Annotated in this window: 19 protein-coding genes and 2 pseudogenes; 13 read left to right on the top strand and 8 right to left on the bottom strand. The window is 59.5% G+C overall.

Features of this window, described 5'->3' with window-relative positions; all coding sequences use genetic code 11:
• Positions 1-11 precede the first annotated feature (11 nt).
• From ACM110_RS15460 to ACM110_RS15440, 5 genes are all read left to right on the top strand, one after another.
• Positions 12-1,214 (top strand): MFS transporter, encoded by a 1,203-nt coding sequence (locus ACM110_RS15460; RefSeq protein ID WP_416128454.1) that lies wholly within the window; start codon positions 12-14, stop codon positions 1,212-1,214.
• 34 nt (positions 1,215-1,248) lie between these two features.
• Positions 1,249-1,917, top strand: a complete 669-nt coding sequence (locus ACM110_RS15455; RefSeq protein WP_416128453.1) for a type 1 glutamine amidotransferase domain-containing protein — start codon at positions 1,249-1,251, stop codon at positions 1,915-1,917.
• An 82-nt stretch (positions 1,918-1,999) separates the two neighbouring features.
• The gene (locus ACM110_RS15450) at positions 2,000-2,302 is read left to right on the top strand and encodes a DUF1330 domain-containing protein (protein WP_416128452.1); all 303 of its coding nucleotides are present in this window, start codon (positions 2,000-2,002) and stop codon (positions 2,300-2,302) included.
• Positions 2,303-2,420: 118 nt separating this feature from the next.
• A complete protein-coding gene (locus tag ACM110_RS15445; RefSeq protein ID WP_416128451.1) occupies positions 2,421-2,867 on the top strand; it encodes a hypothetical protein in 447 nt (148 codons plus the stop codon).
• 234 nt (positions 2,868-3,101) lie between these two features.
• Positions 3,102-4,751 (top strand): arylsulfatase, encoded by a 1,650-nt coding sequence (locus ACM110_RS15440; RefSeq protein ID WP_416128450.1) that lies wholly within the window; start codon positions 3,102-3,104, stop codon positions 4,749-4,751.
• Between the two features lie 36 nt (positions 4,752-4,787).
• Here the strand turns inward: ACM110_RS15440 and ACM110_RS15435 are convergent, their stop codons facing one another.
• Positions 4,788-5,366 carry a nucleotidyltransferase family protein gene (locus ACM110_RS15435; protein WP_416128449.1) on the bottom strand — a complete coding sequence of 193 codons (579 nt, stop codon included), beginning with the start codon at positions 5,364-5,366 and terminating at the stop codon, positions 4,788-4,790.
• 99 nt (positions 5,367-5,465) lie between these two features.
• Between ACM110_RS15435 and ACM110_RS15430 the strand changes: the two genes are divergently transcribed.
• Entirely contained in the window at positions 5,466-5,852 is a 387-nt protein-coding gene (locus ACM110_RS15430; protein ID WP_416128448.1) for a VOC family protein, read from the top strand.
• Between the two features lie 444 nt (positions 5,853-6,296).
• Here ACM110_RS15430 and mqo read toward each other — a convergent pair whose 3' ends face one another.
• A complete protein-coding gene (gene mqo, locus ACM110_RS15425) occupies positions 6,297-7,943 on the bottom strand; it encodes a malate dehydrogenase (quinone) (RefSeq protein ID WP_416128447.1) in 1,647 nt (548 codons plus the stop codon).
• Positions 7,944-8,310: 367 nt separating this feature from the next.
• On the opposite strand from mqo, the gene ilvD reads away from it, so the two are divergent.
• Entirely contained in the window at positions 8,311-9,993 is a 1,683-nt protein-coding gene (ilvD, locus tag ACM110_RS15420; protein WP_416128446.1) for a dihydroxy-acid dehydratase, read from the top strand.
• A 90-nt stretch (positions 9,994-10,083) separates the two neighbouring features.
• Here ilvD and ACM110_RS15415 read toward each other — a convergent pair.
• Positions 10,084-10,680, bottom strand: a pseudogene (locus ACM110_RS15415) (methyl-accepting chemotaxis protein); the annotation flags it as partial.
• 261 nt (positions 10,681-10,941) lie between these two features.
• Positions 10,942-11,637 (bottom strand): annotated as a pseudogene (locus tag ACM110_RS15410) (HAMP domain-containing protein); the annotation flags it as partial.
• A gap of 280 nt (positions 11,638-11,917) precedes the next feature.
• Here ACM110_RS15410 and ACM110_RS15405 point away from each other — a divergent pair.
• The gene (locus ACM110_RS15405) at positions 11,918-12,349 is read left to right on the top strand and encodes a nuclear transport factor 2 family protein (protein WP_416128445.1); all 432 of its coding nucleotides are present in this window, start codon (positions 11,918-11,920) and stop codon (positions 12,347-12,349) included.
• Positions 12,350-12,506: 157 nt separating this feature from the next.
• On the opposite strand, the gene nirD is transcribed toward ACM110_RS15405, so the two are convergent.
• From nirD to ACM110_RS15390, 3 genes are all read right to left on the bottom strand, one after another.
• Positions 12,507-12,884 carry a nitrite reductase small subunit NirD gene (nirD, locus tag ACM110_RS15400; RefSeq protein ID WP_416128444.1) on the bottom strand — a complete coding sequence of 126 codons (378 nt, stop codon included), beginning with the start codon at positions 12,882-12,884 and terminating at the stop codon, positions 12,507-12,509.
• A complete protein-coding gene (gene nirB / locus ACM110_RS15395) occupies positions 12,884-15,445 on the bottom strand; it encodes a nitrite reductase large subunit NirB (RefSeq protein ID WP_416128443.1) in 2,562 nt (853 codons plus the stop codon). Before nirB ends, nirD begins: the two co-directional genes overlap by 1 nt.
• A gap of 507 nt (positions 15,446-15,952) precedes the next feature.
• On the bottom strand, positions 15,953-16,153 hold the full coding sequence (locus ACM110_RS15390) for a YbdD/YjiX family protein (RefSeq protein ID WP_416128442.1): 201 nt from the start codon (positions 16,151-16,153) through the stop codon (positions 15,953-15,955).
• A 243-nt stretch (positions 16,154-16,396) separates the two neighbouring features.
• On the opposite strand from ACM110_RS15390, the gene ACM110_RS15385 reads away from it, so the two are divergent.
• The 3 genes from ACM110_RS15385 to msrA are packed head-to-tail and all read left to right on the top strand — an operon-like array spanning position 16,397 to position 18,063.
• Positions 16,397-17,002 (top strand): SCO family protein, encoded by a 606-nt coding sequence (locus ACM110_RS15385; RefSeq protein WP_416128441.1) that lies wholly within the window; start codon positions 16,397-16,399, stop codon positions 17,000-17,002.
• On the top strand, positions 17,002-17,505 hold the full coding sequence (locus tag ACM110_RS15380; protein WP_416128440.1) for a copper chaperone PCu(A)C: 504 nt from the start codon (positions 17,002-17,004) through the stop codon (positions 17,503-17,505). Before ACM110_RS15385 ends, ACM110_RS15380 begins: the two co-directional genes overlap by 1 nt.
• 51 nt (positions 17,506-17,556) lie before the next feature.
• Complete coding sequence (gene msrA / locus ACM110_RS15375; protein WP_416128439.1) at positions 17,557-18,063, top strand: peptide-methionine (S)-S-oxide reductase MsrA; 507 nt, start codon at positions 17,557-17,559, stop codon at positions 18,061-18,063.
• A gap of 174 nt (positions 18,064-18,237) precedes the next feature.
• Here the strand turns inward: msrA and ACM110_RS15370 are convergent, their stop codons facing one another.
• The gene (locus tag ACM110_RS15370; protein ID WP_416128438.1) at positions 18,238-18,567 is read right to left on the bottom strand and encodes a hypothetical protein; all 330 of its coding nucleotides are present in this window, start codon (positions 18,565-18,567) and stop codon (positions 18,238-18,240) included.
• 184 nt (positions 18,568-18,751) lie between these two features.
• On the opposite strand from ACM110_RS15370, the gene potE reads away from it, so the two are divergent.
• The gene (potE, locus tag ACM110_RS15365; RefSeq protein ID WP_416128437.1) at positions 18,752-20,161 is read left to right on the top strand and encodes a putrescine-ornithine antiporter; all 1,410 of its coding nucleotides are present in this window, start codon (positions 18,752-18,754) and stop codon (positions 20,159-20,161) included.
• Positions 20,158-22,443, top strand: coding sequence for an Orn/Lys/Arg decarboxylase N-terminal domain-containing protein (locus tag ACM110_RS15360; RefSeq protein WP_416128436.1), 2,286 nt, complete (start codon positions 20,158-20,160; stop codon positions 22,441-22,443). Before potE ends, ACM110_RS15360 begins: the two co-directional genes overlap by 4 nt.
• Positions 22,444-22,605 lie beyond the last annotated feature (162 nt).

Raw genomic sequence — 22,605 nt, 5'->3', positions numbered from 1 at the left:
AGGACATTTACATGACAAATCCATCGAGCAAGCTCGCTCGCTCCCTGGCGCTGTTTGCGCTGGCACTTGGCAGTTTCTGCATCGGCACGTCCGAATTTGCCAGCATGGGCATCATTCAGCTGGTCTCTGCCAGCCTGGGCATTGATGTGCCGCAGGCCTCGAACGCGGTGACCGCTTATGCGCTGGGAGTCGTCATCGGCGCGCCAGCGGTGACGCTTGCAGCAGCCCGGCTCAATCGGCGGACATTGCTGCTGGCACTGATGGCGCTGTTTGTCGTCGGCAATGTGCTTTCAGCGGTCGCCACCGATTTGAACCTGCTGATGGCCGCGCGATTCTTGAGTGGCCTGCCCCAAGGCGCCTATTTCGGTGCGGGCGCCATGGTCGCGTCCTACATCCTGGGGCCGGGTCAGGAAGGCCGCGCCTTCGCCATCGTCATGACCGGCCTGACCGTCGCAACGATTATCGGCTCGCCACTGGCAACGTTCCTGGGGCAACACCTGGGATGGCGTGAAACCTATCTCGCGGTGGCTGTTCTTTCCGGCCTGGCGCTACTTGCCATCCGCCAGTGGCTGCCACGTACCGAGGCGTTGAACGGCACTCCGATCACCCAGGAACTGTCGGCGCTGCGCAGCGGACAAGTCTGGGGTGTCATGGCCGTCGCGACCACCGGGATTGCCAGTCTGTTTGCGATCTACACCTTCGTCGGGCCCATCGTGACCGATGCGGCAAAACTGGCACCGGCGATGATCCCGGTCGCGCTCGCCCTCTTCGGCATCGGCATGACCGTGGGCAACTCGGTTGGCGGCAACCTGGCAGACCGTTACCCGATGCGCGGCATCGTGCTCGGTTTTGGCATAGCACTCGGCGTGCTGCTGATCATCGCGACCGGCGGGCAAGAACCCTGGATTCTGTTCTCCGCGCTGTTTGTCCTCGGTGCCGGTTTGATGGCTGCCATCCCGACCATGCAAGTGCGCCTAACCCGCTTTGCGCCGCAAGCACCCTCGCTGGTGGGCGCCATGACGCTGGCCGCCTGCAACCTGGGTAACGCCATCGGCGCCTGGGGCGGTGGCTACACGATTGATGCCGGCTACGGCCTGCTCTCTGTAGCTTGGGCAGGCTTTGCCCTGACCCTGGCCGGTTTGGCGATCTTTGCCCTGACCCTGATCAACACCCGTCAATCCACCCGTGCGGTCAATCTGCCGCAAACCGCCTGAGACGAAAGTCTCCGGATCTTCGAGGAGTTAAACCATGAGCATCAAACACGTCCTGTTCATCCTGACCAACACCGCCGAAATCGGCCCGAACCAGCGCCGCACCGGCTACTTCTTCCCTGAAGTCGCCCACCCTTACGAGGTCTTTACCGAAGCGGGCGTGGCAATCGAATACGCCTCGCCACTGGGCGGCACGCCACCGGAAGACGGCTACGACGAAAGCGATCCTGCGCAGCTCGCGTTCCGCAACAGCTCGGCGATCCGCCGCATGGCCAACAGCCGCAAACTGTCGGAAGTGGACGTCCTCGATTACGACGCGATCTTCTTCCCTGGCGGCCTCGGCCCGATGGTGGATATCGCCACCGACCCGGACGTGAAGCGCGCCGTCGAGCGGGCCTGGAATGGCGGCAAGATCGTCGCCGCCGTGTGCCATGGCCCGGCGGCATTCCTTGGCGTCAAGCTGGAAGACGGCACACCGCTGGTACGCGGCCGCAAGCTGACCTCCTTCTCCAACGATGAAGAGTCCGGCTACGCCCAGGCTGACGTGCCGTTCCTGCTTGAAGATGCACTGCGCGCCGAGGGTGCCGAGTTTTCCTCGGCAGAGGTCTGGCAGGAACAGGTCGTGGTTGACGGCCGCCTGCTGACCGGCCAGAACCCGGCATCGGGTGGCCCCTTGGCAAAAGCGATTGTCGAAGCGCTGCGCTAAGCCTCGCAGGCAAACACGCTGGGCATGCCGGTGCAGCGCCCAGCGTCCTGAGGCTCGTTTTTAATTCACTGAGGAATTCATCATGTCCGCCTACGTCATTTTCATCCGCGAACACACCACCGACGCCGAACAACTGCAACAGTACGCACAAAAGGCTCCCCTCGCCCGCACCGGTCACGACATCACCCGCCTCGCCTTCTATGGCCAGTTCGAAGTGCTGGAAGGCCCATCGGCGGAAGGCGTCGCCATCCTGTGTTTTCCCGACATGGCCGCCGCCCGCGCGTGGTACGACAGCCCTGCGTATCAGGAGGCGCGTCAGCACCGATTCAAAGGCGCGGAATACCGGATGCTGCTGGTTGAAGGCAGTGATGTTTCACCGGCTTAACGGTTGAGTATTTAATTGTTCGATAGCAGCCTTTGTGACCGTTCTCTTTCCGCCAGAAGACGATATTTGAGCTATACCCGCTAATCTCCCCTTGTAGTTCTTCAACAGGAGTTTGGCAATGAAGCTCAAAAACTCACTTACCGTTCTATTGGTCACCGCAAGCCTGTTCGGCTGCGCTACATCATCAAACAAAAGTGTGTCGGTGACGCTGGACGCCACCCGGCAGAACAGCGGTCATATCGGCAATGTGGCGTTGTCCGACTGGGGCAAACAAACCGGGCTCAGCTTTTTCGTCAGCGGCGTTCCCAACGGCGTCGTACTGCCCTTGCGCCTCTACTCTTTCATCTACAAAGGCAGCTGCGCTCAACCCGGCCCCGTGGCGTATGAGATGAATGACAAGGTCAACACCGAGCGCCAACCGGTAGGCGGCTGGACTTTTTCAAGGAGCGTACCGGTGCCGTTGTCTGAGCTGCTTGCCAGTGACCACGCCATCGTCGTGCGAACCGCCGCGACCGATGGCAACGTTGATATTTTCTGTGGCGATATCAAGCAAAAGGCTCAATGAAACAACTTTAGCCAGGGTCCGATATAAACGACGAGTGACACAGAAATACATCGCCAACAGCAAACGGAACGAAAACTGCGTACTAGTCTTTCACGGGCGCTGTGAATGGTAATGGGGATAAGCCCCGTGCTTATTCAGGCTAAAAGTTTGGGGGTTACTCACAAAGATCCTTGTATTGCCTTCGATTGTTGAGCGGCCCGCAACAAGGATCGGAACTTGAGAAAGGAAACCCGCATGAACAAGTTCTCGCACCGCTCCAGGTTTTACCTTGCATGTTCACTACTCATGGCAATGAACGTTGCCCACGCTGCACAGACAGAAAAACCCAACATCCTGTTTATCGTATCCGACGATACCGGCTACGGTGACCTCGGGCCCTATGGCGGCGGTGTCGGTCGCGGCATGCCGACGCCCAGCATCGACGAACTGGCGGCAGAAGGTACAACCTTCTTCTCGTTCTACGCCCAACCCAGTTGCACCCCCGGCCGGGCAGCCATGCAAACCGGGCGCATCCCCAACCGCAGCGGCATGACCACCGTGGCCTTCCAGGGTCAGGGCGGAGGTTTGCCGGCAGCCGAGTGGACACTGGCCTCGGTGTTGAAAACCGGCGGCTACGACACCTATTTCACCGGTAAATGGCACTTGGGCGAAGCCGATTACGCCATGCCCAATGCCCAGGGTTACGACGTGATGAAGTACGTCGGCCTATACCATCTCAATGCCTACACCTATGCCGATCCCGAATGGTTCCCGGACATGGACCCGGACACCCGCGCCATGTTCACCAAAGTGACCAAGGGTGCGTTATCCGGCAAGGCCGGTGAAAAACCGGTCGAGGAATTCAAGATCAACGGCGAGTATGTGGATACGCCGGTAGTCGATGGAAAACCCGGCGTAGTCGGAATTCCCTACTTTGACGGTTATGTCGAGAAAGCCGCAATGGAGTTCCTCGACACCGCCGCCAAGTCTGACAAACCGTTTTTCATCAACGTCAACTTCATGAAAGTGCACCAGCCGAACTTGCCGGCACCGGAGTTCGTGCACAAGTCGATCTCCAAGTCCAAGTACGCCGACTCTGTTGTCGAACTCGACACGCGTATTGGCCGCATCATGGACAAGCTAAAAGCGCTGGGACTGGATAAGAACACCCTGGTGGTTTACACCACCGATAACGGCGCCTGGCAGGACGTTTATCCGGACGCCGGCTATACGCCATTCCGTGGCACCAAAGGCACGGTACGTGAAGGTGGCAACCGGGTACCAGCCATCATGGTCTGGCCGGGAAAAATCAAACCTGCTGTGAAAAACCACGACATCATCGGTGGCCTGGACTTGATGGCGACGTTTGCTTCGGTGGCCGGCATCAAGCTGCCGGAGAAAGACCGCGAAGGTCAGCCCATCATGTTCGACAGCTACGACATGACCCCGGTATTGCTTGGCACCGGCCCATCGCCACGCAAGGAGTGGTTCTACTTCACCGAGAACGAACTGTCGCCCGGAGCTGCCCGTGTCGGCAACTTCAAGGCCGTGTTCAACCTGCGCGGCGATGACGGCGCCCAGACCGGTGGCCTGGCGGTCGACTCCAACCTCGGCTGGAAAGGCGCGACCAAGTACGTGGCCACCGTGCCGCAGGTCTTCGACTTGCTGCAAGACCCGCAAGAGCGCTACGACATTTTCATGAACAACTTCACCGAGCGCACCTGGTCAATGGTCCCCATCAGCATCGCGATCAACAACCTGATGAAGACTTACGCCCAGTACCCTCCCCGCAAAATTCAGAGCATGACCTACGACGGCCCGGTGGAAATTTCCAAGTACCAGAAATTCCAGTCGGTACGCGAAGACTTGCAGAAGGAAGGTGTGACCATCCCGATCCCTAACTAGCCCAATGGCGGCAGCCTCGTTCGGGGCTGCCGCTTTTCAGGCAAGGTCCGTGGTGCCGGGATCAATGATCTTCAGCCAGGGCCAGCGTGCCTGATAACTCCGGGCCTTCTGTTCGAACAACTCCGGTTTGGGATTTCTCGGATTGATCCGAAGCAGCCCTTGCTCGATGTCGTTCAAGCCGTTGGGGGCATAGATTTCGCCGGTTTCAATATCCAGGCCGATGCACGTACCGGCAATCAGGTAGCGATTGATCCCGTCCCTGGACGACTGAAGTGGAGGGTAAGCCCCGCCGAATCGTTGGTGATACCAAAGATGCACGCGAGCCTGATTCTTGATTTCAACGTTAACGTCCAGGTGCTGGAACAGGCGCTGTGCAGACTGGATTACCTCGTTCTCGGCCTCCCAGGACAGGTCTTCATCGAAGTAAAAGACGTCGTAATCCTTAACGCCCCACGCGGGCGGTAACTGCGCCTGCTGATTCCACACAGCCTGAAACAGACACCCGGCGGTCAGCATGCACTGGCTCAACCCGAGCGCCGGCAAGCGGGCGCTGATTTCTGCGTTGACTGGATTGGTCATGGCGATCCTGACCAGGCTTTCGACGGTCAATGTCATCTTCGATACCTCGCTCCCTGTGGTCGCCCATCGTAAACATCTGCGCCATCAGCGGCTACGCTGAGACAAAAAACTGCGCATCAGTCGGGAGCAAAACTCATGAAGATTGTGGTGACCAGCGTGATGGTCGACGATCAGGACAAGGCTTTGGCCTTCTACCGCGACGTGTTGGGTTTTGAACTGAAACATGACATCCCGATGGGCCCGTTTCGCTGGCTGACCCTCACCTCGCCGGGCGATCCCGACGGGGTCGAGTTGCTGCTGGAGCCTGACGCCCACCCAGCGGCCAAACCCTTCAAGTCGGCGGTTAAGCAGGACGGGATTCCCTACACCTCGTTCGGTGTCGACGATGTGCGGGCCGAGTACACCCGGCTGTGCAACGAAGGCGTGCGCTTCACCCAGCCGCCGACGGCGATGGGGCCGGTGACCACGGCGGTGTTCGATGACACGTGCGGCAATCTGATTCAGATCGCGCAGAAGCACTGAAGCATCGAACCCACTCACCTCACACCGGCGAAATCGTCGCCAGCACGCCAATCAGAATTGTCACCACCAAAAAACCACCGAGGAAAATCGCCATCTTGCCCATAAGGCCCCCTACGTCATGAATGTGCGGTGCAACCGCTGCTGTTGCGGCGGAGCGTGTTGTTATTGTGGGCTGCAAGCTGTGTGCATTACAGAGGCAGAAAGCAACGAAAAATACGGATCAGATGCGCATTACGAAGAAACCCCGCACCCTGTAGGAGCTGTCGAGTGAAACGAGGCTGCGATCTTTTAAAGCGCAGATCAAAAGATCGCAGCCTCGTTTCACTCGACAGCTCCTACAGCAAGCACAACAAAAAAACCCGCTGACCGTTACCGGTTCAGCGGGCTTTCTTTTCTGCGGATCAGCTAATCATGAGGCCTCACCTCAACGGTGAAGCAACCCGATCACAACGCCATATCAGCCGCAGCATTCTCTTTCGGTGCCTTAGGCGCTTCAGCCGGCGCAGTCACCGGAGCAGCTACCTGCCCGATCACCGGTGGCGGAGTCAGTTCCAGCACCTTGGCGGTGTAGGCCCACTCCTGCGCAACCTTTTCAGGATTGCCGTTCAGTTGAGTGCCGTAGCTCGGCACGATCTGGTGCAGCTTCTCTTGCCACGCCGGGGTCGCTACCTTGTCCTTGAACACTTTCTGCAGCACGGTCAGCATGATCGGTGCGGCAGTCGATGCGCCTGGGGAAGCGCCCAGCAGGCCGGCGATGGTGCCGTCTTGCGAAGCAACGATTTCAGTGCCCAGTTTCAGCACGCCACCAGCGGCTTCATCACGCTTGATGATCTGCACGCGCTGGCCCGCTTGCCACAGGCGCCAATCTTCGGCTTTGGCGTTCGGGAAGTATTCTTTCAGGGCGTTGAGGCGGTCTTCATCAGACAGCATCAGTTGACCGGCAAGGTACTCGACCAGCGGATATTCCTTGATGCCGACCTTGGTCATTGGCCACACGTTGTGCGTGGTCGTGGTGGTCAGCAGGTCCAGGTACGAACCTTCCTTGAGGAACTTGGTGCTGAAGGTCGCGAACGGGCCAAACAGGATCACGCGCTTGCCGTCCAGCACGCGGGTGTCCAGGTGCGGAACCGACATCGGCGGTGCGCCGACGGAAGCTTTGCCGTAGGCCTTGGCCAGGTGTTGCTCGGCGATGGTCGGATTTTCGGTCACGAGGAACGAGCCGCCTACCGGGAAGCCTGCGTATTCCTTGGCTTCAGGAATGCCGGACTTCTGCAGCAGGTGCAATGCACCGCCGCCGGCGCCGATGAACACGAACTTGGCGTCGGTTTCGGACTTGGTGCCGTCTTTCAGGTTTTTGTAGCTGACGCGCCAGGTGCCGTCGTCGTTCTTGGTGATGTCCTGCACTTCGCTGGACAGCTTCAAGTCGAATTTAGGCGTGGTTTGCAAATGGGCAACGAACTGGCGGGTGATTTCGCCGAAGTTCACGTCGGTGCCGATCGGGCTCCAGGTGGCCGCGACTTTCTGGTTCGGGTCACGCCCTTCCATCATCAGCGGGACCCACTTCTTGATCACGGCCGGGTCTTCGGAGTACTGCATGCCGGCGAACAGCGGGCTCGCTTGCAGGGCTTCGTAGCGCTTTTTCAGGAACTTGATGTTGTCGTCGCCCCACACGAAGCTCATGTGCGGCGTGGAGTTGATGAACGAACGCGGGTTTTTCAGCACGCCTTGCTGAACCTGCCAGGCCCAGAACTGACGGGAGATCTGGAACGCTTCGTTGATTTCAACCGCTTTCGGGATCGAAACGTTGCCTTTGTCGTCTTCCGGCGTGTAGTTCAGCTCGGCCAGGGCGGAGTGGCCGGTACCGGCGTTGTTCCAGCCGTTGGAGCTTTCCAGGGCGACGCCGTCGAGGCGCTCGATCATTTCCATCGAGGTACCGGGTTCCAGCTCATTGAGCCACACACCCAGGGTCGCGCTCATGATGCCGCCGCCAATCAGCAGCACATCGACTTTCTTGGCCTCTTCGGCCTGGGCCGTCGTCATCCCCAACGACAACGCCAACCCCAGCAGGGCCGTGTTCACTTTTTTAAACATCTGTAGCACCTATGATAAAACGCCATCCGCCCTTCCATTCTTACGCACGCAGCCCCGTGTTTCACGGTAGATCACGGGCTCTGGCACCTTCGAATCGCAGGCTGGGCACACAAGGCCGATTGATTGCATCGACCCTCGTTATATGTCCCTACTGAACTGACTTCTTATCTTTTTTGGCTTCAGCTACTTGAGCGACAGTGATTCTGTTCGCCCGTCTCAAGGACAGGAAAACTGAATAGGTCAAACCAAGTTGGCGCAAAGAATATCACGTCACGACAAACCCGCGCGTCTGTTCCCGACTGGTTAGTCCGGATACACGCTGCCGGGCCTCTATACTGATGCTGTTTGCCTCAATGGGTGCATCGTCATGAGCGATAACGACTATCTGCGCAAGTACTCCTCCCAAGTGATCGACGGCGTCGAAGCCGCGCCCGCCCGGGCCATGTTGCGAGCGGTGGGTTTTACCGACGAAGACTTCCTGAAACCGCAGATCGGCATCGCGTCGACCTGGGCGATGGTCACACCCTGCAACATGCACATCGACAAGCTCGCGATCGAAGCCGAGAAAGGCGCAAATGCTGCCGGCGCCAAAGGCGTGATCTTCAACACCATCACCATTTCCGACGGCATCGCCAACGGCACCGAAGGCATGAAATATTCGCTGGTGTCCCGCGAGGTGATCGCCGATTCCATCGAGGTGGTGACCGGTTGCGAAGGCTTCGACGGGCTGGTGACTGTGGGCGGTTGTGACAAGAACATGCCAGGGTGCCTGATCGGCATGGCGCGGCTGAATCGGCCTTCGATCTTCGTCTATGGCGGCACCATCCGGCCCGGTGCCGGGCACACCGACATCATTTCCGTGTTCGAAGCCGTGGGCCAGCATGCGCGCGGTGACATCAGCGAAATCCAGGTCAAGCAGATCGAGGAAGTGGCGATTCCTGGCCCCGGTTCCTGCGGCGGGATGTACACCGCCAACACCATGGCTTCGGCCATCGAAGCACTGGGCATGAGCCTGCCGGGCTCCAGCTCCCAGGACGCCGTCGGCAGCGACAAGGCCTCGGACAGTTTCCGCGCCGGCCAGCAGGTCATGGAGTTGCTCAAGCTCGACCTGAAACCGCGCGACATCATGACCCGCAAGGCCTTCGAAAACGCGATTCGCGTGGTGATCGCCCTCGCTGGCTCGACCAATGCGGTTTTGCATCTGCTGGCCATGGCCCACGCGGTGGATGTCGAGCTGACGCTGGATGACTTCGTCGAACTGGGCAAGATTTCCCCGGTGGTCGCCGACCTGCGCCCCAGCGGCAAATACATGATGAGCGAGCTGGTGGCCATCGGCGGCATTCAGCCGTTGATGAAACGCATGCTGGCGGCCGGCATGTTGCATGGCGACGCCATGACCGTGACCGGCAAGACCCTCGCCGAAAACCTCGAAAACGTGCCTGACTACCCCGATGGCCAGGACGTGATCCTGCCCTTCGACCGGCCGATCAAAAAGGATTCACACCTCGTCATCCTGCGCGGCAACCTCTCGCCCACCGGCGCGGTGGCCAAGATCACCGGCAAGGAAGGCTTGCGCGTTGAAGGCACGGCGCGGGTTTATCACGGTGAGGAAGGTGCATTGGCCGGCATTCTCAACGGCGAAGTAAAACCCGGCGAAGTGATCGTGATTCGCTATGAAGGACCCAAGGGCGGACCGGGCATGCGCGAAATGCTGTCGCCAACTTCGGCGGTGATGGGCAAGGGATTGGGCAAAGATGTAGCGCTGATCACCGACGGGCGTTTTTCCGGTGGTTCACACGGTTTCGTGGTGGGCCATATCACGCCGGAAGCCTTTGATGGCGGGCCGATTGCACTGATCGAGAACGGCGACAAGATCACCATCGATGCGGAGACCCGGCAGATCACGGTGGATGTATCCGATGCGGAATTGGCCGAGCGCAAATCGCGCTGGGTGCGGCCGGAATCGAAGTACAAGCGCGGGGTGTTGGCCAAGTATGCGAAGACGGTGTCCAGTGCTTCGGAGGGGGCGGTTACCGATAAGTATCTTTAAAGTCAAAAGATCGCAGCCTTCGGCAGCTCCTATAGGGAAACGCATTCCATTGTAGGAGCTGCCGAAGGCTGCGATCTTTTCAGCCACACCTCAAAGGCGGAAACGATCCACCGACTGCGACAACTGCCCCGCCAGGCTCGACAGTTCATCGGTGGTCGAAGCCGTCTGCCCGATCACCTTGCTGTTGCCCTCGGACATGCCGGCAATCATCTCCACTTGATGGGCGATTTCGTTGCTGGCCAGGCTTTGTTCGCCGATGGTGCGGCTGATGTCGTTGACCAGTTGCGTGGTGTTGAGCGTGGCCTCGAGGATCTCGCGGATGGCGCGTTCGACATCGGCGGTCACCGCCATGCCTTTATCGACCTGGGCCACGCCCTCCTCCATGCTGATCACCGCTTCGCGGGTGCTTTGCTGGATGCGCGCGACCATGGTGGCGATTTCCTGGGTCGAGGCGCTGGTGCGTCCGGCCAGGCTGCGCACTTCATCGGCGACCACGGCAAAACCACGGCCCTGCTCACCGGCGCGGGCCGCTTCGATGGCGGCGTTGAGCGCCAGCAGGTTGGTTTGATCGGCAATGCCCTTGATCACCTGGATGATGCTGAAAATCCCTTCGGATTCCTTGTCCAACGTACGAATCACCTGTGCCGACTGCTGCGCCGAACGGGCAATACCGTCCATGTCGTTGACCACTTGATGGATCACCCGCCCACCATCCTTGGCCAAGGCTTCAGCCTGATTGGCCATGTCCAGTGCACGCTCGGCATGTCGGGTGATTTCCTCGATGCTCGCGGTCATTTCGCTGGCGGCGGCGGCCATGGTGCTGGCGGCTGCGCTTTGTTGCTGGCTGCTGCCCGCGACCTCGTGGCAGCCGTTGCTCAGTTGCGCGCTCATGCCGCTGACGCCATGGGCGTTGCTGCGCACCACTTCGATCATGCCGCGCAAATCGCGCTGCATGGTCGCCAGGCTGCGGATCAGCTGGCTGGCTTCGTCGTTGCGCTGCGTCTCGACAATCGGCTCGCTCAGGTTGCCATGGGCGATGCTGTCGGCGATGCGGCTGGCGGTCTGCAACGGGCCCATGATGCTGACGATTGCCGAGCGACCCAGCGCGAGCAGCAACAACAGACTGGCGATGAGCACACCGCCGACGGTGAAGTTGGCGTTGATGATGGCCTGCGCCGTGCCTTGGCTGGTCTGTTGCGTGTGGCTCTCGATCAACTCGCTGAGGGCTGCCATCCGGTCTTCCAGTTGGCTGAACGCGCTGTTGAAGGCGCCCAGTTCTTTTTGCGCCGCGTCGGGATTTTCCAGCGCCAGGCTGACGATGCGCTCGGCGGCACTGATGTAAGTGTCGAGGCTTGGCTTGATCTGGTTCAGCGCGGTTTTCAGAGAGTCATCGACCGGCAGTTTGAGATTCTCCCCGAGCATCTCGCGAAAATGCACGGTGTGCTCCTCCAGGGAACTGCGCACGTCAGCCTTGCTGCTGGTGCTTTTACCCAACCCCACCAGCATCGCCGACAGCACGTCGGCGCGCAGGGCATCGTGCATCATGTCCGCTTCGAGGTGATTGCGCAGCGCGCTCATGCCGACGTCATTGTCTTGCACCGCTTGCCCCATCTGGCCATTACCCAGGTAACTGACCAGCCCCATGATCAAGGCAGTGAGCACGCCTGTGCCGATCAACAACAGTAAACGCAGTTTTATGGACACTCTGTGGTTCCTCTCTTCTTACGTTCGTCGGTCGACTAAAGTCTGATTGCTGAAAAGGTTATCGACTGATCCGCGCACTTATTGAAAGCCTGTGCCCATGTATTGCGATTTTTACGACCTGCGGTAGCTGCTGGCCGCTATCAATCCACTGCCCTGCGTCTTCCATTGCAGGAGAAATCTGCTAGGTTGTACGACAACTTACAACAACAAGGAAACACCCATGAAAAAAGTCAAAGTGCTGATTGGTTTTCTCTGCCTGTTCAGCGGCTACGTCGCCGCCGCCTCTTCTTCGCCTGACAACGATGTTGCGCAAGCTGTCGATCATCTGACCGACGCCATGTTGCACAAAAACATCGCGCAGCTTCAGACCTTGACCGCCAATAACCTGACCTACGGGCATTCCAGCGGCAAGATCCAGAACAAGAAGGAATTCATCGCCGACATCGAAACCGGAAAAAGCGCGTTCAAGACTCTTGAGATGCAGAACCAGACCATCACCGTTTCCGGCGATGTCGCGCTGGTCCGCCATCACTTCTCCGCGCAGGCGTTGAAGGGTACGGAAGTTGTTCCCACCGAGATCGAGAACTTCCAGATCTGGCAGAAGCAGGATGGGAAATGGTTACTCGTAGGACGACAAGCCTTCAAGTTCTGACCTGACACAAAATTTGTAGCAGCTGGCGAAGCCTGCGTTCGGCTGCGTAGCAGTCGTAAGTTCAGGCACTGCGGTCTATCTGGTAAACCGCATACACAGGTTTTACGACTGCTGCGCAGCCGAACGCAGGCTGCGCCAGCTGCTACATAGGCCTTCGTCAGGCCATCCCGACTTCCACCCTGCCGTCATTCAACCGCACCGGCCAAACCCGCAAGCGCTGTTGCGGGTACTCCAGGCAACTGCCGTCCTCCAGCCGAAAGTGCTGTTTGTAGATCGGCGACGCCACCACCAAATCACCCTTGATGTTGCCGACCAGGCCACGTCCGATAACATTGGCCCCGGATTGCGGGTCGTGGTTGTCGATGGCGTACAGCGTCTTGCCCTGAACGTTCGGCAGGTAGAACAGCGCCACCTGCGCGCCGTCCAGCCACACCACCACACCGGAATCGTTCACCAGATCCTGCTGGCTGCACACCGATTGCCAGACGTCGATATTTTCCAAAGGCGCAGCGCGTTGGGTATTGGACTGATTCATCAGACACTCTCCTCGGTGACAGGGATAAGGTTGAGTTCGGCGGCCATGATCGGGCGCCGTTGGCCGCGTTCCTGGACAAAGTGGATGTCCGGGTCCGGGCGTTTATCGTTGACGAAGGTGCGGAAGCGCTTGAGTTTTTCCGGGTCCTTGAGGGCGTTGGCCCACTCGCATTCATAGCGGTTGACCACCAGTTGCATCTGCGATTCGAGTTCGGCACCCAGGCCGAGGCTGTCGTGGATGATCACGTCCTTGAGGTAATCCAGGCCGCCCTCCAGGCTTTCACGCCAGACCGAGGTGCGCTGCAACTTGTCGGCGGTGCGGATGTAGAACATCAGGAATCGGTCGATGTAGCGGATCAGCGTCGCGTCGTCCAGATCGGTGGCGAACAGTTCTGCGTGGCGCGGGCGCATGCCGCCGTTGCCGGCGATGTACAGATTCCAGCCCTTCTCGGTGGCGATCACGCCCACGTCTTTGCTTTGCGCTTCGGCGCATTCACGGGTGCAACCGGACACTGCGAACTTGAGCTTGTGCGGCGAGCGCAGGCCTTTGTAGCGATCTTCGATGGTCAGGGCCATTTGCACGCTGTCCTGCACGCCGTAACGGCACCAGGTGCTGCCGACACAGGATTTCACCGTGCGGGTCGATTTGCCGTAGGCATGCCCGGTTTCGAAACCGGCCTCGATCAACTCGGCCCAGATGTCCGGCAACTCATGCAACTGCGCGCCGAACAGGTCGATGCGCTGGCCGCCGGTGATTTTGGTGTAGAGGTCGTATTTCTTCGCCACCACGCCGATGGCGATCAGTTTGTCGGCGGTGATCTCGCCACCGGGAATGCGTGGCACTACCGAATAGGTGCCGTTTTTCTGCATGTTGGCCATGAACGTGTCGTTGGTGTCCTGCAACGGCACCAGCGACGGGTCCATGATCGGCTGGTTCCAGCACGACGCCAAAATCGAGCCCACCGCCGGTTTGCACACATCGCATCCGGTGTGGCCACGGCCATGCTTGGCCAGCAGTTCTTCGAAGGTGATCACCCCTTCCACCCGCACCAGCGCATACAGTTCCTGCCGGGTGTAGGCGAAGTGTTCGCACAGGCTCTTGTCGACGCTGACCCCACGGGCAATCAGCTCATGTTCAAAGACCTGCTTGAGCAATCCGGCGCAACCGCCGCAACCGGTGCAAGCCTTGGTCTGCGACTTGAGCAGGCCGAGGTCGGTGCAGCCGCCGTCGATGGCCGAGCAGATCGCGCCCTTGGTCACGTTGTGGCAGGAGCAGACCGTGGCCGTTTCCGGCAATGCGCCCGGGCCGAGGGTCAGCGCGCCTTCGGACGACGGCAGGATCAGCGCGGCCGGTTCCGACGGCAAGGCAATCGAGTTCTGCATGTACTGCAGCAGCGTGTCGTAATAGCTGTTGTCGCCGATCAGCACCGCGCCGAGCACGTGCTTGCCGCTGGCGTCGACCACCAGACGCCGGTAGCTGGCGGTCGTTTCGTCGATGAACTGATAGCTGCGCGCGCCCGGCGTGTTGGCGTGTGCGTCGCCGATGGAGCCAACGTCGACACCCAGCAACTTGAGCTTGGTCGACATGTCGGCGCCCTGGAACGGCTCGGCGGCGTCATCGCACAAACCTGCTGCGACACTGCGCGCCATTTGGTAACCCGGAGCGACCAGGCCGAACAGGCTGCCGTTCCACGATGCGCATTCGCCGATGGCGTAGATGTTCGGGTCGCAACTCAGGCAGGTGTCGTCGATCACCACGCCACCGCGCGGCCCGATCTCCAGCGCGCATTGGCGAGCCAGTGCGTCTTGCGCGCGGATACCGGCGGAAAACACGATCAGGTCGGTTTCGAGGAATTCGTCGTTGGCAAAATTCATCCGATAGCGGAATTCTTCGCCAGCGCTGATCGATTGCGTGGCGCGGGACAAGTGCACACCGACGCCCAACCGTTCGATCTGCGCCTTGAGCGCCAACCCACCGAGGTCATCCAGCTGCACCGGCATCAGGCGCGGCGCGAATTCCACTACGTGCGCTTCAAGGCCCAGGCTTTTCAGGGCATTGGCCGCTTCGAGGCCGAGCAGGCCACCGCCGACCACCACGCCGCGCTTGGCATTGGCCGCTGCGCCACGGATCGCATCAAGGTCTTCGAGGGTGCGATACACCAGACGCGAATCGCCATCGGCACCTTCGATCGGCGGTACAAACGGGTAGGAGCCGGTGGCCAGCACCAGTTTGTCGTAGGTGAAGCAACCTTGCGAGGTGATCACCTGGCGACGGTCACGATCGATTTCCAGCACCGGCACGCCCAGGTGCAGCGTGACACCCGGCGTCTGGTACAGCGACGCGTCACTCAGTGCCAGCGACTCGGCATCGCGACCGGAAAAATACTCGGACAAATGCACACGGTCGTAAGCGCGCATCGGCTCTTCGCTGAAAACGTGCAACCGATAGCGGTCAAGGGCGCCGCGCTCGATCAACTGCTCGACACAATGATGCCCGACCATGCCATTGCCGATCACGATCAGCGTTTGATGCTTGTTCAATGTGGCTACATTGGAATTCATAAACGACCCTGCCCAAAGCCCATCACGGTTCAAAAAGCAAAAAAAAACGCCTGAAACCTTGCGGTTCCAGGCGTCTTTGCCTGTTCTTTTGCGGTGTTGAAATCAGACGGCCATGCCTGATCCACCGATAGTGCCCACGACCTGTGCGGTTGATCGATCGACGTTGACCGAGTGGGCGGTCCATCTTTTTCAGATGGCGCTGAGGGGGTGAATGCAGTGTTTGTGCCAGTCGAGCGCGGGGGCTGGAAACATGCGTGCCGAGCCTTGTCGGCAACGCTTCTGGCGAAGTCAGCGGTTGATGTCGCAGGCGGGAATGGATCAGGAAACCGCTTCGCACTGGTGCACGCTGCCAGCCATCGCGCTAAAAGTGCGCGCAAAACCTGTAGGAGCTGTGCGCAGGTCGCTTCCGCCTGAATAGGTACAAAGATCAAAAGATCGCAGCCTTCGGCAGCTCCTACAGGGGATCGCGTACATCTGTAGGAGCTGCCGCAGGCTGCGATCTTTTTGTCAGCAACACCGCGTATTACATTTCCCACGCCCAAAGCGCGCTTCCTGACGCTCGCGAAAAAACGCCTCATAGCTTATCACCGGCTCGCCCGGCTGGTTGATAGCCATCTGCGCGACGTAGTTGTCGTAATCCGGAACGCCCACCATCAAACGCGCGCTCTGGCTGAAGAATCGGGCGGCTTGCTGCGATTTGCGGAACATGGCGGTGCTCTCAATGAGGTTTCGACCAGCCGATGTAACAACACGGATGTATCTGCAATGTGTCCGCCTGCGGGCCGTTTTTGTATGTTCATGTATCACGGCACCCGCGACCTTTTGGCGCATGACCGGTCGGCCATCGATTAAGCGCTAACGGGCAACAGTTTGTTAACATCCCTGCGCTTTTTTTCGTCTGATCAGTCAGGCACTGTGTTCCATCTGTCGCTACACAGGATGCTTTTTTTCATGAGTACGTTGTATTCCCGTCGCACGGTCCTGCAAGGCATGGGCTTGCTGAGCCTTGGCCTGCTCGCCGGCTGCGATGACAGCAGCAAGCTGTCGTTCAAGTACGGCAAGGACCTGAGCGACAAGATCCTGGGCCGCTCCTTCAAGCTCAAGGATACCGGGGGCGAAACCCGGATGCTGGGCAGCTATCAGGGCCTGATGCCGATGATCTTCTTCGGTTTCACCCAGTGCCCGGCCGTCTGCCCGACCACGCTGGCCCGCGCCGCCCAGGCGAAAAAACTGATGGGCCGCGATGGCGAGCGTCTGCAGGTGATCTTCATCACCCTCGACCCCGAGCGCGATACACCTGAATTGCTCGACAAATACGTCAAGGCCTTCGACCCGAGTTTCGAGGCGCTGTACGGCACGCTGGAAGAAACCGCCGCCACCGCCAAGGAGTTCGGCGTATTCTTCGAGAAGGTTCCGAGCGGCGACACTTACACCCTGTCCCACACCGCCACCAGTTTCGTGTTCGACTCCCGGGGCAATCTGCGCCTGGGCCTGTCCGCGTCCCTTACCGCTCAAGAGTGTGCAGAAGATTTGCTCACCGTCATGGAGGTCTGCTGATGACTTCGTTCTGCGCTTCACGTGTTAAACAAATAGCTTTGGGCCTGTCCCTGATTGGCATGGCGTGGCAGGTATCGGCGCAAACCCAGGTCAACGACGCCTGGGTCCGTGCGACCGTTGCCGGCCAGCCGTCGAGTGGCGCGTTCATGACCCTCAAGGCCGACACCGACAGCAAGCTGCTGAGCGTTGAGTCGCCGGTGGCCAAACTGGTACAGATTCATCAGTCGAGCATGAAAGACGATGTGATGAGCATGCAGCAGGTCGAGTCCGTCGCCCTGCCGGCCGGCAAGGCTGTGAGCTTTGATCCCCATGGTTACCACATCATGCTCATGAACCTGACCGGGCAGATCAAGGAAGGCGACAAAGTGCCGCTGACCCTGACCGTGGAAAACGCCAAGGGCGAGAAGGAGACGATCAAGGTCGAGGCTCCAGCGCGCGCCCTCGACACCATGGATCACGGCAGCATGGACCACAGCAAGATGGACCACAGCAAAATGCAATGAGGGTCTGACGGCCTCCCCCACGAGGCCGTTCTCTGATGGAAGGTGCGTAACATGACGACGAACACCGAAACCGCCATTCTGGCCGGCGGCTGCTTCTGGGGCATGCAGGATCTGCTGCGACGCAAACCGGGCGTGATCGCCACGCGGGTCGGTTACTCCGGCGGCGATTTGCCCAATGCCACCTACCGCAACCACGGCACCCACGCCGAAGCGATCGAAATCGTCTTCGACCCGGCGCAGATCAGCTATCGGCAGATCCTCGAGTTTTTCTTCCAGATCCACGATCCAAGCACCCAAAATCGCCAGGGCAACGACATTGGGACCAGTTATCGCTCGGGTATCTATTACCTCAGCGAAGAACAGAAACGCGTCGCCGAGGACACCGTCGCCGATGTAGACGCCTCCGACCTCTGGCCCGGCAAAGTGGTTACCGAGATCGAGCCCGCCGGCCCGTTCTGGGAAGCGGAGCCTGAGCATCAGGATTATCTGGAACGGCTGCCTGAAGGCTATACCTGCCACTTCATTCGGCCAAACTGGATGCTGCCGAGACGCGGGTGATACACCAGCGTTTGTGCTGATTCATTACGCGAGTGAGCGCTAAAAATTAGTGCTCACTCTACTTACCGCTTATCGTTGCCGGGTGGCAGAAGGTTGGCTCACCCTTCATTTGCTCGCCGTATGGGCGAAACAAGTATCTGATACCGAAGCAACGGCTATGCACACAGAAAAGCATTACTTGCGCGCCAACTTATATTTCACACAATCATCATAAAAACTCTGCCGCAATGCCGCCGGCTTCATCTTCGTCGGACTGTCATACGTTTGCTCGGTAATCCCCATTGCCATCATCCGCATCCACGATTTAGCGAATTTGTAAGACTGGATTTTCTGCCGCGCCGCATACAGCGAAACCCCGGACAACTTGAGTTCCTGCGCTCTAGCCGCCGTCCCCGCACCCCAGCTGCACATATAAGTATCACCGGGCTTCAGTTCTCTGGCCTGGGCAGAAACTGCACAGCCTGCAACGCTGAACGAGATCAGCGCGATCCACACATTGCGCATGTAAATGCCACCCTAACCGCCTGAAATTCCAGCGATTCTGGCGACAATCGAAAGCCTTGGGGGCCAGCATAATGCCTTACCCTCAATAGCTGATCCGAGTCAGTAAACGAAAGCCATTTTCTTGCGACATTTCAAACCTTTGCTATAGCTAACAGTCTCTTCTGCCAACTAATGGGGCAACGGAATGTCAGTCGCAAAGAAAATGAGTGTGGGGCAACTGACAATGTTGACCGCCGTCAACATGTTGGGCTCAGGCATTGTGCTACTACCGACAAAACTCGCGGAAGTCGGCGCAATTTCGATTCTCTCCTGGCTGGTCACGGCCACAGGCTCGCTCGCACTGGCCTATGCCTTTGCGCGTTGCGGGATGCTCAGCCGAAAGACCGGCGGCATGGGCGGTTACGCTGAGTACACCTTCGGCAAGGCCGGCAACTACATCACCAACTACACCTACGGCCTGTCGCTGCTGATTGCCAACGTGGCGATCAGTATTACCGCGGTTGGCTACATCCAGGTGCTGTTCAACGTTCAGCTTGGTTCACTGCAAGTGGGCCTGGCGACCATCGCGCTGTTGTGGATCACCACCTTCGCCAACTTCGGCGGTGCGCGGATCACCGGCCGGATCGGCGCCATCACGGTCTGGGGTGTGATTGCCCCGGTGGTGCTGGTGTCGACCGTTGGCTGGTTCTGGTTCGACAGCAGCGTTTACGCCGCTGGCTGGAACCCCCACGACAGATCCTGGTTCGAAGCGGCCGGTGCCTCGGTGGCGATCACCCTGTGGGCGTTCCTCGGTCTGGAGTCGGCTTGCGCCAACACTGACGCCGTGGAAAACCCCGAGAAGAACGTGCCGATTGCGGTCCTTGGCGGCACCCTGGGGGCGGCGGTGATCTACATCGTTTCCACCAACGTTATCTTCGGTATCGTCGGTAACGCTGAACTGGTCGCTTCCACCGCACCGTTCGGCCTGGTATTTGCCCACATGTTCACCCCACTGATCGGCGACATCGTGATGGCGGCGATGGTGCTCGCCTGTATCGGCTCGTTGCTCGGTTGGCAGTTCACCATCGCGCAGGTGTACAAAAGCTCGGCCGACACCGGTTACTTCCTGTCGATCTTCGCCAAGGCCAACAAGGCGGGAACGCCAATTGTCGGCATGCTGGTGCTGCTGGCGGCGCAGACTGCGCTGGCCCTGCTCACCATCAGCCCCAACCTGAGCAAACAGTTCGACACCCTGGTCAACCTCGCCGTAGTCACCAACCTGGTGCCGTACATCCTGTCCATGGCCGCGCTGATGACCATGCAAAAAGTCTCCAACGTTCCGCCTGGAAAAGCTCTGGCCACCAACATCATTGCCTGGGTCGCGGCGGCCTACAGCTATCTGGCGCTGTACAGCTCCGGTGAGCAGGCACTGATGCTTGGCGGCGTGGCGACCATCTTCGGCTACACGCTGTTCGGCTTCGTCAACAACCGCCTGATTCGTCTCGAAGCGCTGAACAACAGCGTACCGACCCAGACTGTCAGCGCGCAGCACCTCGCCGCCGATCCGGTACCGGTAAATAACCTGAAATCTGTCGCACTGGAGACCCAATCATGACGGAATATAGACACTCCCTCGGGATGCTGACGCTGTTGGTCAGCAGCCCGCCGGACAAACGCACCGTCTTCGGTCGCGCCCTGCAACAATTGGTCAACGACGTGGAAGAGCGCGCCGTTCACGTGCTGGCGTCTGAATCCCTGAGCGACGCCACCTCCATCCTGCGCTCGGACCCGGCCATTCAATGTGTGCTGCTCAGTTGGGAGATGGACAAAAGCGAGGGCCACGACGAGTGCATCAAACTGCTGATCAGCCTGCGCGAGCGCAACACTCGCGTGCCGGTATTCCTGATCAGCGACCGCAGCACTGCCTCGAGCATTCCGCTGGTGGTCATGCAACACGCCGACGACTTCATCTGGCTGCCCGAGGACACCAGCCGCTTCCTCAGCGGCCGCATACTGGCGGCCATCGAGCGCTATCGTCAGGCCGCGCTGCCGCCGATGTTTGGCGCGCTGGTGAAGTTTGCACGGTCCTATGAATACTCCTGGCACACACCGGGGCATGCCGGTGGCACCGCGTTTCTGAAAAGCACTGCGGGCCGGGCGTTCTATGAATTCTTCGGGGAAAACCTGCTGCGTTCCGACCTGTCGATTTCCGTCGGTGAACTCGGTTCGCTGCTCGATCACAGCGGCCCCATCGGCCAGGGCGAGCGCTACGCCGCCAAGGTGTTCGGCGCCCACCGCACTTACTACGTGACCAACGGTTCGTCGATGTCCAACCGCGTGATCCTCATGGCCAGCGTCACGCGCAACCAGATCGCCCTGTGCGACCGTAACTGCCACAAGTCCGCCGAACACGCGATGACCCTGTCCGGGGCGCTGCCGACCTATCTGGTACCGACCCGCAACCGCTACGGCATCATCGGCCCGATCCTCCCGCAAACCTTAAGCGCCGAAGGCGTGAAAGCAGCCATCGCCAACAACCCGATGGTCAAGGATGGCATCGATCCGACGCCGGTCCACGCGATCATCACCAACTCCACCTACGACGGCCTGACCTACAACGTCACGCGCGTCGAAGAGTTGCTGGGCCAGAGCGTCGACCGTCTGCATTTCGACGAAGCCTGGTACGGTTACGCGCGCTTCAACCCGCTGTACCGCGATCGCCACGCCATGCATGGCAGCCCGGACGATCACGATGCGTCGAAGCCGACCGTGTTCGCCACGCAATCGACGCACAAGCTGCTGGCGGCGCTGTCCCAGGCCTCGATGATTCACGTGCGCAACGGCCGCAACCCGATCGAACACGGGCGCTTCAACGAGTCGTACATGATGCACGCCTCGACCTCGCCCAACTACGCGATCATGGCCTCCTGCGACGTCAGCTCGGCGATGATGGAAGCACCCAGCGGGCAGATCCTCACCAGCGAATCTATCGAAGAAGCGGTGTCTTTCCGTCAGGTCATCTCGCGCATGCACAACGAGATGCTGAGCAAGAACGACTGGTTCTTCACCTGCTGGCAACCGCCGACCGTGCAAGTCGGCAATGCCACGGTGCCGTTCCACGAGGTGGACCCGGTGCTGCTGAAAACCGAGCCGAACTGTTGGGTCCTGCACCCCAACGAGGTCTGGCACGGTTTCGGTGACATTGAGGAAGGCTATTGCATGCTGGACCCGATCAAGGTCTCGGTGCTCAGCCCCGGCATGGGCGACGACGGCAACCTGCTTCCGACCGGTATCCCGGCCTGTGTGCTGACCGCGTACCTTGGACGCCAAGGCATCGTCGTCGAGAAAACCACGGATTTCACCATCCTGTTCCTGTTCTCCATCGGCATCACCAAAGGCAAATGGGGCACGCTGGTCAACGCCCTCCTCGACTTCAAGCGCGACTACGACGACAACGCCGAACTGGAACTGGTCCTGCCGGAATTGCTTGCCGGTAACCAGACCCGTTACGCGGGCATGGGACTCAAGGACCTGGCCGATGAAATTTTCGCCGCCATGAAGCAACACAAGACCACCTCGGCCATGTCCAATGCGTTCGGTACGTTGCCGCAAGCGGTCTTCAGCCCGGTGGAGGCGTACGAGAAACTGGTGCGCAACGACATCGAACTGGTGACCCTGGAACAAGCTGCCGGGCGCATTGCCGCCACCGGTATCGTGCCGTATCCACCGGGTATTCCATTGCTGATGCCGGGCGAAAACACCGGTCCTGCGGACGGCCCGCTGCTGGCCTATCTCAAGGCGCTGGAAGCCTTCGACAAATCCTTCCCCGGGTTCACCCATGACACTCACGGGATCGAAGCCGAGAACGGGGTTTATCGGATGCTGGTATTGAAATGATGTAAACCAGGTTCACCGTAATCCCTGTGGGAGCGAGCTTGCTCGCGATGGCGTCGGCACATTCAAAATCGATGTGACAGACAATCCGCTATCGCGAGCAAGCTCGCTCCCACAAGGGGCCGCGCTCCACATTGGATCACCTTCAGTCCAATCCCTATGGGC

Origin of the sequence: Pseudomonas sp. NFX98, assembly GCF_047784845.1 — a bacterium.
Lineage (GTDB): Bacteria > Pseudomonadota > Gammaproteobacteria > Pseudomonadales > Pseudomonadaceae > Aquipseudomonas.
This window is presented reverse-complemented; position numbering and strand designations above follow the sequence as displayed.